General features: G+C 68.8%; 14 protein-coding genes. 11 read left to right on the forward strand and 3 right to left on the reverse strand.

Features of this window, described 5'->3' with window-relative positions:
* Positions 1-40: 40 nt before the first annotated feature.
* Positions 41-487: a copper chaperone PCu(A)C gene (locus RTO53_RS01195; protein WP_312236063.1), complete on the reverse strand. Its 447-nt coding sequence runs from the start codon at positions 485-487 to the stop codon at positions 41-43.
* 34 nt (positions 488-521) lie between these two features.
* Here RTO53_RS01195 and RTO53_RS01200 point away from each other — a divergent pair, with 34 nt between their 5' ends.
* The 4 genes from RTO53_RS01200 to RTO53_RS01215 all read left to right on the forward strand — a co-directional run bounded on the left by RTO53_RS01200 (position 522) and on the right by RTO53_RS01215 (position 4424).
* A complete protein-coding gene (locus RTO53_RS01200) occupies positions 522-1301 on the forward strand; it encodes an enoyl-CoA hydratase/isomerase family protein (protein ID WP_312236064.1) in 780 nt (259 codons plus the stop codon).
* 389 nt (positions 1302-1690) lie between these two features.
* Positions 1691-2599 (forward strand): acyl-CoA thioesterase II, encoded by a 909-nt coding sequence (gene tesB, locus RTO53_RS01205; protein WP_256777147.1) that lies wholly within the window; start codon positions 1691-1693, stop codon positions 2597-2599.
* Between the two features lies 1 nt (position 2600).
* Positions 2601-3098 (forward strand): pathogenicity-like protein, encoded by a 498-nt coding sequence (locus RTO53_RS01210; RefSeq protein WP_312236065.1) that lies wholly within the window; start codon positions 2601-2603, stop codon positions 3096-3098.
* A 120-nt stretch (positions 3099-3218) separates the two neighbouring features.
* Positions 3219-4424 carry an RNA polymerase sigma factor gene (locus RTO53_RS01215; RefSeq protein ID WP_312236066.1) on the forward strand — a complete coding sequence of 402 codons (1206 nt, stop codon included), beginning with the start codon at positions 3219-3221 and terminating at the stop codon, positions 4422-4424.
* Between the two features lie 54 nt (positions 4425-4478).
* Here RTO53_RS01215 and RTO53_RS01220 read toward each other — a convergent pair whose 3' ends face one another.
* Positions 4479-5084 (reverse strand): EF-hand domain-containing protein, encoded by a 606-nt coding sequence (locus RTO53_RS01220; protein WP_312236067.1) that lies wholly within the window; start codon positions 5082-5084, stop codon positions 4479-4481.
* A 153-nt stretch (positions 5085-5237) separates the two neighbouring features.
* Between RTO53_RS01220 and RTO53_RS01225 the strand changes: the two genes are divergently transcribed.
* The gene (locus tag RTO53_RS01225) at positions 5238-5993 is read left to right on the forward strand and encodes an arginyltransferase (RefSeq protein WP_312236068.1); all 756 of its coding nucleotides are present in this window, start codon (positions 5238-5240) and stop codon (positions 5991-5993) included.
* Between the two features lie 37 nt (positions 5994-6030).
* Positions 6031-7236: an endonuclease/exonuclease/phosphatase family protein gene (locus tag RTO53_RS01230; RefSeq protein ID WP_312236069.1), complete on the forward strand. Its 1206-nt coding sequence runs from the start codon at positions 6031-6033 to the stop codon at positions 7234-7236.
* Positions 7237-7325: 89 nt separating this feature from the next.
* Here the strand turns inward: RTO53_RS01230 and purT are convergent, their stop codons facing one another.
* Positions 7326-8513 (reverse strand): formate-dependent phosphoribosylglycinamide formyltransferase, encoded by a 1188-nt coding sequence (gene purT, locus RTO53_RS01235; protein ID WP_312236070.1) that lies wholly within the window; start codon positions 8511-8513, stop codon positions 7326-7328.
* A gap of 123 nt (positions 8514-8636) precedes the next feature.
* Here purT and RTO53_RS01240 point away from each other — a divergent pair, with 123 nt between their 5' ends.
* The 5 genes from RTO53_RS01240 to RTO53_RS01260 are packed head-to-tail and all read left to right on the forward strand — an operon-like array spanning position 8637 to position 11234.
* Positions 8637-9506 (forward strand): SPFH domain-containing protein, encoded by an 870-nt coding sequence (locus RTO53_RS01240; RefSeq protein ID WP_312236071.1) that lies wholly within the window; start codon positions 8637-8639, stop codon positions 9504-9506.
* Positions 9507-9509: 3 nt separating this feature from the next.
* A complete protein-coding gene (locus RTO53_RS01245; protein WP_038689718.1) occupies positions 9510-9689 on the forward strand; it encodes a hypothetical protein in 180 nt (59 codons plus the stop codon).
* On the forward strand, positions 9686-9862 hold the full coding sequence (locus RTO53_RS01250) for a DUF4177 domain-containing protein (protein WP_256777161.1): 177 nt from the start codon (positions 9686-9688) through the stop codon (positions 9860-9862). The genes RTO53_RS01245 and RTO53_RS01250 overlap by 4 nt, the downstream gene beginning before the upstream one ends.
* Before the next feature lies 1 nt (position 9863).
* Complete coding sequence (locus tag RTO53_RS01255) at positions 9864-10418, forward strand: PH domain-containing protein (protein ID WP_312236072.1); 555 nt, start codon at positions 9864-9866, stop codon at positions 10416-10418.
* A gap of 9 nt (positions 10419-10427) precedes the next feature.
* On the forward strand, positions 10428-11234 hold the full coding sequence (locus tag RTO53_RS01260; protein ID WP_312236073.1) for a D-alanyl-D-alanine carboxypeptidase family protein: 807 nt from the start codon (positions 10428-10430) through the stop codon (positions 11232-11234).
* Positions 11235-11371 lie beyond the last annotated feature (137 nt).

An 11371-nucleotide genomic window follows, 5' to 3' on the forward strand; every position in this document is an offset into this window, starting at 1 on the left:
CGAGCCATGCTCGGCACTCGGCACCTCTGGCGACGCCTCCTCAGCGCGGCACGCCGCTACGCACCGTCAATTGCCCATCCACCTTTCGCCCGTCCTCCAGGCTCAACCGCAGCGGCAGGACCTTGCCGTCGCTGAGCGGCACCTCCGGCTGCATCAGCATCAGGTGCAAGCCCCCCGGCTTCAGCTCCACCGTGGCACCGGCCGCGACCGGCAGCCGCTCCACCGCGCGCATCCGGCTGACCCCGTCCACCAGCGTGGTTTCGTGCAGCGATACATCGCCGAACGCCTTGCTGCCCGCGCCGACCACCACCACGGTGGTACGGCAGCCGTTGTGGATCTTGGCGTAGCCGGCCGCCATCGGCATCGCCCCCGGCGGCAGCCGCACCCAGCCTTCGCGCACCGACACGCACGTCGGCTCGGCGGCCATGGCCGATGTTGCGAACGCACACAGCCCCAACAATACGCACGCGAATGGTTTGGTTATCATCGCCTCAGTTCCCTGCCCGCAACGAGATCGCAGCATGACGACGCTTATCGAGGTGATCAACCATGGCCCCATCCGCGAACTGCGGCTGGCGCGCCCGCCGGTCAACGCGCTGGACACCGAACTGTGCCGCCACCTGATCCACGCGATCAACCAGGCCATGGCCGATGACGTGCACGGCATCGTGCTGTCGGGCAGCGAGCGCATCTTCAGCGCCGGCATGGACGTGCCGCACCTGCTCGGCCACGGCGATGACAGGCACAAGCTGCTGGACAGCTGGCAGGCGTTCTTCGGCGCGGTCCGCACCCTGGCCGAATGCCGGGTGCCGGTGGTGGCCGCGTTGACCGGGCACGCCCCGGCCGGCGGCTGCGTGCTGGCGCTGTGCTGCGACTACCGGGTGCTGGCGCGCAGCCCGGACCCGGCACAGCCGACCGTGATCGGCCTGAACGAGGTGCAGGTGGGGCTGGTCGCCCCCGAGGGCATCCAGCGCCTGATGCGCCGCGTGGTCGGCCACCATCGCGCCACCCAGTTGCTGGTCGGCGGGGAAATGGTCCCGGCCGAGCGCGCGCTGGAGATCGGGCTGGTGGACGAACTGGCCGACGCCGCCCAGGTGGTGCCGCGCGCTGTGGCCTGGCTGCAGCGCCTGCTCAAGCTCCCACGCCAGCCGATGCTGCTCACCCGCGCGATCGCCCGCGCCGACCTGCACGAGGCCCTGCACGCCGACCTGATCCAGCTCGACCGCTTCGTCGAGGCCTGGTACGCCCCGGACGCCCAGCAGGCCCTGCACACCCTCGCCGCACGCCTGGGCAAAGGCTGATCCCAGGTAGTGCCGGCCGTTGGCCGGCAACCACGCAATGCCCGCAACCCCGGTAGTGCCGGCCCATGGCCGGCAACCACGCAATGCCCGAAACCCCGGAAATGCCGGCCGTTGGCCGGCAACCACGCAATGCCCGAAACCCCGGAAATGCCGGCCCATGGCCGGCAACCACGCACCGCCAACCCTGCGCTGCATGGTTGTAACCACCGGCCTTACGCGCGCCCTGAGTCAGGCGGCGGCCGCGAAGCGCCCGAGGTTCGGAGGGCAATGCGATGCCCCCCGGTCTGCGAAGCGAACCACAGCGGCGGCAGCGCGAATGCGTTGCCGCCATGCGGCCATGGGCCGGCACTACCCTATAATTCGAACCCTCCCCCTGCCGGTTGCTTCCCTTGTCCGACACGCACGAACCCGTCGTCTCCGAGCTGATCGACCTGCTCACGCTCGAGCGCCTGGAAGACAACCTGTTCCGTGGCCAGAGCCGCGATATCGGCACCAAGTACGTGTTCGGTGGGCAGGTGCTGGGCCAGGCGCTGTCGGCCGCCCAGGCGACCGTGGACAACGGCCGCCACGTGCATTCGCTGCATGCCTACTTCCTGCGCGCCGGCAACATCGACCACCCGATCGTCTACGACGTGGACCGCACCCGCGACGGCGGCAGCTTCTCGGTCCGCCGGGTCACCGCGATCCAGCATGGAAAGGTGATCTTCTTCTGTGCGGCGTCCTTCCAGCAGGCCGAGACCGGGGCCGAGCACCAGCACAAGATGCCCGAAGTGCCGCAGCCGGAAGACATCGAACCCAACCGTCCGCTGCCGCCGGAAGTGCTCGAGCGGCTGCCGATCAAGGTGCAGCGCTGGCTCTCGCGCGGCGGCCCGTTCGAGTTCCGCCATGTCTACCCGCGCGACGAACTCCATCCGCCCAAGCGCCCGCCCTACCACCAGGTATGGCTGCGCCTGAATGAAACCGTCGGCGATGCGCCCGAGCTGCACCAGGCGCTGCTGGCCTATGCGTCGGACTTCCACCTGCTCGGCACCGCGACCTTCCCGCACGGCATCAGTTATTACCAGCCACACGTGCAGATGGCCTCGCTCGACCACGCGATCTGGTTCCACCGCCCGTTCCGCGCCGACGACTGGCTGCTGTATTCGCTGGACAGCCCCAGCGCGCAGGATTCGCGCGGACTGGCGCGCGGCCAGTTCTTTACCCGCGACGGCCTGCTGGTGGCCAGTACCGCCCAGGAAGGCCTGATCCGAGTGGTGCCCGATAGTGACGCGGCCGCCGCCGTACCGGCCAAGGACTGACATGAGACAGATTTTCAACAGCCAGCGCGTGGAAACCGTGGAAGGCGTGGCCAAGCTGCTGCGCGACGCCGGCATCGAAGTGCGCATCACCAACGGGCGTTCGTACCACAGCAAGCGCGGCAGCCAGTTCAGCTATCTGGACACCAGCAAGAACACCACCCATCCGACGCTGTGGGTGGTGCACGCCAACGACCAGCCGCGCGCGCGCGAGATCCTGCGCGATGCACGCCTGCTGGAAACCACCCGTCGTGACCATCCCACCGCCGAGTTCGCCTTCCGCGACCAGGTGGGCGAGGTCGCCCCGCGCCGCAACTGGGCCTGGCGGATCCGTATCGGCCTGCTGCTGGTCATCGCCGCCGTGGCGATGGTGGTGGTGATGCGCCATCGCAGCGCCCCCACCGTGGCCCCGGCGGTGCAGCCGGCGCCCGTGGCCGCCCCGGCCCAGAGCGCCCCACCGGAAGACGACGAAGTCCGGGTAAGAATCCAACCCGCCAAATAACGGGTAGTGCCGGCCGCTGGCCGGCTGCTCTGCAAGGCAAAGCCGGCCAACGGCCGGCACCACCCGGTCACATTCTGTCACCGCCATCGTCATACTCGGATCACCGCCGGGAATGACGCCATGACGCTGCTGCTGACCACCACCCTGGAACGCGACCTGCCTGCCGCCGCCCGCGGCTGCACGCAATCGTATGGGCGCATCGTGCTGGCCTGCCAGAACACCGTCACCGCGATCGCCCTGGCAATCACCCGCGACGTGCACGCCAGCGAAGACATCGCCCAGGAGGCCTTCATCAAGGCCTGGCAGCAGCTCAACCAGCTGCACAACCCGTCCAGTTTCCTGCCCTGGCTGCGCCAGATCACCCGCAACCTGGCCCGCGACTGGCTGCGCGCCAACCGTGGTCGACCGCTGTCCGGCGAAGCGGCCGAAATCGCGATCAACATGGCCGCAGATCCCGGCCCGACCGCCCCCGAGCGGATGCAGCGGGTGGAAGAGGAACTGGCGGCCGAGGAGATCATCTCGGCCCTGCCCGAAGACGCCCGCGAGACCCTGCTGCTGTACTACCGCGAAGGCCAGAGTTCGCAGCAGGTGGCCGAACTGCTGGGCCTCAGCGATGCGGCGGTGCGCAAGCGGCTGTCGCGCGCGCGCAGCAGCGTACGCGAGGAGATGTTGCGCCGCTTCGGCGACTTCGCCCGCAGCAGCGCCCCCAGCGCGGCGTTCGCCACCACCTTGGCATCGGTGCTGATCATCGCCGCCCCCGGCACGGCCAGCGCCGCGATCCTGCTCGGCACCGGGCTGGGCACCGGCAAGCTGGGCCTGGGCGGGGCCACGCTGTCCGGCGGCACCGCGCTGGGCTCGTTGAGCGCCGCGCTCAGCCAGACCGCCGCGCCCGGCCAGATGATGGGCATCGGCACGGTCATCGGCAGCCTGCTCGGCGGCATGCTCGGCAGCTACCTGGGCGGGCGCTATCTGCTGTCCTACGCGGAAACCGCGCAGGAGCGCGAGCAGGTGCGCGCGTTCGTGGTGCTCAGCAGCGTCACCGCGCTGGTGATGTGTCTGTCGGTGCTGATGCTGAGCGTGCTGGAAGCACCGGTCTGGCTGCTGCTGACCGCGATGGCGGCGGGAATGGCCGCCGTGAACTACCAGTGCCTGTTCCCGCTGCAGAAAGTGATGGCGCCGATGCTGGCCCGCGATGCCGCCCGCCATGGCCGCCGTGGGCCGAACTGGAAATACCAGCTGATGTACGGCCGCACGGCGATCGTGGTGGTCACCTTGGGGGTGGCGATCCTGGTGGTCTACAGCCTGCGGCACACCGGCCGGCTGTGAAAACGACACAGCGCCGGTCGACGACCGGCGCTGCGTGTTCATCCTCGGCTTGGCTTACTTGCTGGTCGGTGCCTTCGGCGGCATCGGCGGCTTGCCATCGCGGTGCTTGCCATCGCCGTGGCCACCACGCGGACCACCGAACGGGCCCTTGGCCGCGTCGAACTCGGCCTTGCTCAGCTGGCCGTCCTTGTTGCTATCGGCCGCGGCAAACCACGCATCGCGATGCTGCTTCATGCGCAGCTCGCGGTCGGCCTTGTCCAGATAGCCGTCCTTGTTGACGTCGAGCGTGTCGAAGCGGGCGGCCAGACGCGGATCGGCCTTGGCTTCCTCGCGGCTGATGCGACCGTCCTTGTTGGTGTCCAGCTTGGCCATCCAGTCACCGCGGCCACCCGGGCCACGGCCATGCCGCTTGCCGTGCCAGCGCGGCAGTTCCTCGCGTGAGAGCTTGCCGTCCTTGTTGGTGTCCAACGTGTCGAACTGCGCGGCCAGGCGCGGGGCCTTGGCCGCTTCGGCGCGGTCGATGAAGCCATCGCCGTTGGTGTCGAGCGTGGGGCGGACCGGCTTGTCGGTCGCGGTCGGCGCGTCGGCGGCGACCGCCAGGCCGGCAGCGCCGGTGGACAGCAGCAGGGCCAGCAGCAGAAGGGGTTTGCGATTGCGCATGGATCACTCCGGTTCGTAGGATATCGGCGTGCGGTGCGTGGCACCCACACCGGTAACAACGCCCGGGCAGCGGCGGCGTTGACAGCCTGGCCGGCCATGTTCATTTGGCAGACAGTCGCGCCCCCTGCGACGCCCCGGCGCTATGCTGGGCGCATGGCGATACACGGCGACCGCGACGACGAGCTGCGACTGTTCCAGACCGGCGACCACCCCTGTGGTTACTGGCCGGAACGGGCCGCGCGCGACCTGGTGCTCGATCCCCAGGACGCGCGCCTGGGCACCCTGTATCCGATGGCGCTGAGCTGGGGCTTCCGCCGTTCCGGCGACCTGGTGTACCGGCCGCACTGCGCCAACTGCCATGCCTGCGTGTCGGTGCGCGTGCCGGTGGCGCGCTTCGCCCCGGACCGCAGCCAGCGCCGCTGCCTGGCCCGCAACGCGGACCTGGAAGTCCGGATCGTGGCCGCCGAACAGACCGAAGAACAGTTCGCGCTGTACCACCGCTACCTCACCCACCGGCATGCCCAGGGCGGCATGGACGAACACGGCCCGCATGAGTTCGACCAGTTCCTGATCGGTCAGTGGGCGCAAGGGCGCTTCATGGAACTGCGTGCACCGGCCGAAGCCGGCCGCCGTGGCGCCCTGCTCGGGGTGGCGGTCACCGACGTCACCCCGCAGGGACTGTCGGCGGTATACACCTTCTTCGACCCCGACCACGCCCACCGCAGCCTGGGCACCTTCGCCATCCTGCAGCAGATTGCCTGGGCCCGGCGCGAGCAGCTGCCGCATCTGTACCTGGGGTATTGGATCCGCGACCATCGCAAGATGGACTACAAGCGTCGCTTCCGCCCGCTGGAGGCCTACGACGGCCGCCGCTGGCACGAGTTCGACGACGAACTGGATGGGCGTTGACGCAGCATTGCAATGCGTCCGGGTGCAAAATAGGCGGATGAAAGCCCATCCCCTGATCCTTGCCCTGGCCCTGCTGTGCAGCGCCTGCGCCCAGACCCCCGCCAAGACCGCCGCCATGCCGGAAGCCACCGCCGCGCCGCTGCGGATCGCCACCTACAACACCTCGCTGTACAACGACGAGACCGGCGGCCTGATCGCCGAGCTGGAAGGCGACAGCGAACACGCGCGCAAGATCGCCGCGGTGCTGCAGCAGGTGCGTCCGGACCTGGTGCTGCTCAACGAGTTCGACTTCGACGACGCGCACCGTGCCGCCGACCTGTTCCAGCAGCGCTACCTGGAAACCGCCCAGCCCGGCGGCGGCGAGCCGCTGCACTACGCCTACCGCTACCTGGCCCCGGTCAACACCGGCGTGCAGAGCGGACTGGACCTGGACAACAACGGCCAGATCGGCGGCGACGGCCGCGCGCGTGGCAACGATGCGTGGGGCTACGGCCTGCACCCGGGCCAGTACGGCATGCTGGTGCTGTCGCGCTACCCGATCGATGCGGCCAAGGTGCGCAGTTTCCAGCTGCTGAAGTGGAGCACCCTGCCCGGCGCGCTGCGCCCGATCGATCCGCGCACCGGCAAATCCTTCTACAACGACCACGTGTGGTCGCAGCTGCGGCTGTCGTCCAAGTCGCATTGGGACGTGCCGGTGACCACCCCGAACGGCGTGGTGCATGCCTTGGTCTCGCACCCGACCCCGCCGGTGTTCGACGGCCCGGAAAAGCGCAATGCCGCGCGCAACCACGACGAACTGCGGCTGTGGCAGGAGTATCTGTCAGCCGGCAGCAAGCCGTGGCTGTGCGATGACCGCGGCCAGTGCGGCGGCCTGCAGCAGGACGCGCGCTTTGTGATCCTGGGCGATCTGAACAACGATCCGGTCGATGGCGATGGCCGCCACGAGGCAATCGTGGAACTGATCGAGAATCCGCGCGTGCTGCGCTACCCGACCCCGCGCAGCGTGGGTGCCGAGCAGACCAGCCTGGCGTATGCGGAAAAGGGCATCGCGCGCAAGGGCGCGCCCTTCCATGCCACCGGCGATTTCGGCCCGAAGGCCGGCACCATGCGCCTGGATTACGTGCTGCCGTCGGTCGGTTTCAGCTACGTGGGCAGCGGCGTTTTCTGGCCGGACAACAACAGCCCGGAGGCGAAGATCGCCGACGGCAGCGACCATCACCTGGTGTGGGTGGATGTGAAGTAACCCGCCGTACCACGGTCAACAAAACGGCGGGCATTGCCCGCCGTTTTTGCATCCGCAGCACGTCGCCGCAGGACAACGCCGCGACGGGATCAGGAGTGCAGTTCGATCCCGATCGCCTCGGCCGCCTCGCGCGCGATCTTCCGCGCTTCCTCGATATCCGCACCGCGCGCCAGGGTCACGCCGACCCGGCGATGGCCATGCACGGTGGGCTTGCCGAACAGGCGCAGCGAGGAATCCGGGTGTTCCAGCGCGGCGGCGACGTTGCTGAAGAACGGCACGCCTTCGCCATGGGCCAGCATCGCGCACGAGGCCGAGGGACCGTTCTGGCGGATCAGCGGAATCGGCAGGCCGAGGATGGCGCGCGCATGCAGCGCGAATTCGCTCAGTTCCTGCGAGGCCAGGGTGACCAGGCCGGTGTCGTGCGGGCGCGGGGAGACTTCGCTGAACCACACCTCGTCGCCCTTCACGAACAGCTCCACGCCGAACAGGCCCCAACCCCCCAGGTCGTCGGTGATCGCCTGCGAGATCTCTTCGGCACGCGCCAGCGCGCGCGGCGACATCGGCTGCGGCTGCCAGCTTTCGCGGTAGTCGCCGTCCTTCTGCCAGTGCCCGATCGGGGCACAGAACGAGGTGCCTGCGGCGTGGCGAACGGTGAGCAGGGTGATTTCGTACTCGAAGTCGATGAAGCCTTCGACGATGCAGCGTCCGGCGCCGGCGCGGCCGCCGGTCTGCGCGTATTCCCAGGCCGGCGCGATGTCGGCCTCGCTGCGCAGCGTGCTCTGGCCCTTGCCCGAGGAGGACATTACCGGCTTGACCACGCACGGCAGGCCGATCGCGGCCACGGCGGCGCGGTAGTCGGCTTCGGTATCCACGAACCGGTAGGGCGAGGTCGGCAGGCCAAGGGTTTCGGCGGCGAGCCGACGGATGCCTTCGCGGTCCATGGTCAGCCGTGCGGCACGCGCGGTGGGCACCACGCGCTGGCCGGTTTCCTGCTCCAGCTGGACCAGGGTTTCGGTATGGATCGCTTCGATCTCCGGCACGATCAGGTGCGGCTGCTCCTTGGCGATCAGCGCGCGCAGCGCCATCGCATCGAGCATGTCGATCACATACGCACGGTGGGCGACCTGCATCGCCGGCGCGTCGGCGTAGCGGTCGGCGGCGATCACCTCCACCCCCAGCCGCTGCAGCTCGATGGCGACCTCCTTGCCCAGTTCGCCCGAGCCCAGCAGCAGGACGCGGGTGGCGGAGGGAGACAGCGGCGTACCGAGCGTGGTCATGGCGGTTCCGGACATCAGGGGCGGGAGGGCATTCTAGAGCGTCGGCCGGAAACCGGGCAGCCCGACTTGCATTGTGATATCACTTTGATATCTTTCCACGCAACCACCCAAGGACGCCCCGCCATGAAAGAAAAGACCCTCCGCTCGCTGTCCGGCCTGCCGTTCCTGCTGCTGGTGCTGGTCCTGCTGGGGCTGGCGGCGTGGCTGTTCATCTCCGGCGCGCGCGCGTTCCCGGTGGCGCCCGCCTGGATGCTGAGCGGCGTGGCGCTGGCCATCCTGGCCCTGCTCAGCCTGACCGGCCTGTACACCGTGCAGCCCAACCAGGCGGTGGTGGTGAGCCTGTTCGGCCGGTACGTGGGCACGGTCAAGGACAACGGCCTGCGCTGGAACAACCCGTTCTTCAGCAAGAAGAAGGTCAGCCAGCGCGTGCGCAACTTCGAAAGCGGCAAGCTCAAGGTCAACGAACTGGACGGCAGCCCGATCGAGATCGCCGCGGTGATCGTGTGGCAGGTGGTGGATGCCTCCGAAGCGGTCTACAACGTGGACGACTACGAAAGCTTCGTGCACATCCAGTCCGAATCGGCGCTGCGCGCGATGGCCACCAGCTACCCCTACGACCAGCACGAGGATGGCCAGCTGTCGCTGCGCAGCCATGCCGCCGAGATCTCCCAGCATCTCAAGGATGAACTGGCCGAGCGCCTGGCCGATGCCGGCGTGCAGGTGATCGACGCGCGCATCAGCCATCTCGCCTACGCCCCGGAAATCGCCCAGGCGATGCTGCAGCGGCAGCAGGCCAATGCGGTGATCGCCGCACGCACGCGCATCGTTGCCGGTGCGGTGGGCATGGTCGAAATGGCGCTGGCCGAGTTGCAGAAGAACGGCGTGGTGCAGCTGGATGAAGAGCGCAAGGCGCACATGGTGAGCAACCTGCTGGTAGTGCTGTGCTCGGACCGCGGCACCCAGCCGGTCATCAACGCCGGGTCGTTGTACTGAGCCATGAGCGAGAAGAAAGCCTACCCGCTGCGGATCAACGCCGACATCCTGGCGGCGTTGCAGCGCTGGGCCGATGACGAGCTGCGCAGCGCCAACGCGCAGATCGAGTACGTCCTGCGCGATGCCCTGCGCAAGGCGGGACGCCTTCCCAAACCCGAGTCGAGCAAGGAGAGCAAGGAATGAGCAAGCGCTGGAGCTATTTGACCGTCGAGCTGCAACCGTCGTGGACGGGATTGAAGCCCGATGAGATGCAGGCCGAACTCAACCGCCACGGCCAGCTCGGCTGGGAACTGGTGAACGTGCTGCAGACCCAGCCGATGGGCGTGGCGCTGCTGATCTTCAAGAAGGAGATCTGAAATGACCGCCCCCTCGCCTGCCGCCACCGACTTCGCCGTCGCCCCGGCCCCGGTCTGGCAGCTGCTGTGGCTGTGGGTGCCCCTGCTGGCCTCTGCGGTGATCATCGTGGTCACCACGCTGGAATCGGACCAGCGCACGCCGCACGAACTGGGCTTCACCGTGCCGTTCCTGGTGGTGCTCACCGCCGTGCTGAGCGCGATGTTCTTCCGTCGCCGCATCCGCCTGCAGGACCATCAGCTGGAGGTGGTCTCCACGTTCTATCGCAAGCGCGTGCCGGTGCAGGACATCGTGCTGGAGCGCGCGCGCGTGGTCGATCTGGCCGAGCATGGCAGCCTCAAGCCGACGATCAAGACCAATGGCTACGGCATGCCGGGGTTCCAGTCCGGGCACTACCGGATGCGCGACCGCAGCAAGGCGTTCTGCCTGCTCACCGACAGCAGCCGCGTGCTGTACCTGCCGCTGCGCGATGGCAGCGCGCTGGTGATCAGCCCCGAGAACCCGCGGGCGCTGCTGACAGCCCTGCAGGCGCTGGCCGCGCCGGGCCGCACGCACTAAGCTGCCCCCATGCGCCGCGCCCCTGCCCTGCTGATCAACACCGCCGACATCGAACTGTGGCCCGGTGGCCTGCTGCGCGCGCGCAGCAACGCCGACGCGCGCGCACTGGCGCAGGCGCGCTGGGTGCTTCGACGCAAACGCGATGGCAGCTACCTGGCGGTGGCGTCGGCGCATGGGGTGCTGCCGCTGGTGCCGCGGCTGATGCGCGAGCACGGCATCGAGGCCGCGCTCGATGCGCTGGACGCGCAGGGGTGGGCACACGGGCGCGGCCGGGCGGATGAATCCCTGCTGCCGCTCAGCGGCCTGCAACAGCGGCTGGAGCAGCTCGGCATCGATGCGGACGCGTATGAGGAGGCAACCGGCCTGGCACTGGAAGCCGAACCGGCGCACCTGCACCTGGCCGGCGCAGACCGCTACCGCCGACCGCTCTGGTTGCGTCGCAGCGCTGCGCGCGGGTGGCAACGCCTGAGGCGGCAGGCGGCCGCCGACGGGATCGCGCTGGATGCGATTTCCGGCTACCGCAGCCATGCCTACCAGCTGGGTATTTTCGAGCGCAAACGCGCGCGCGGCCTGCAGGTGGAGGACATCCTCAAGGTCAACGCCGCACCGGGCTACAGCGAGCACCACAGCGGCTTCGCGCTGGACATCGGCACGCCGGGCGAGCCACCGGCCGAAGAGAGTTTCGAACACACGGCCGCCTTCGCCTGGCTGCAGCAGCACGCGGGCCGTTTTGGATTCCAGCTGAGCTACCCGCGCGACAACCCGCACGGCATCGTCTACGAACCGTGGCACTGGTGCTGGCACCCGACCGTGTAGAGCCGAGCCATGCTCGGCAGCTTCTGCCTGCCTGGCCAGCAAACGGGTAGAGCCGAGCCATGCTCGGCTGCTTCTGCCTGCCGGGCCAGCGAACGTGTAGAGCCGAGCCATGCTCGGCTGCTTCTGCCTGCCGGGGC

The organism is Stenotrophomonas sp. (assembly GCF_031995405.1).
Classification (GTDB): domain Bacteria; phylum Pseudomonadota; class Gammaproteobacteria; order Xanthomonadales; family Xanthomonadaceae; genus Stenotrophomonas.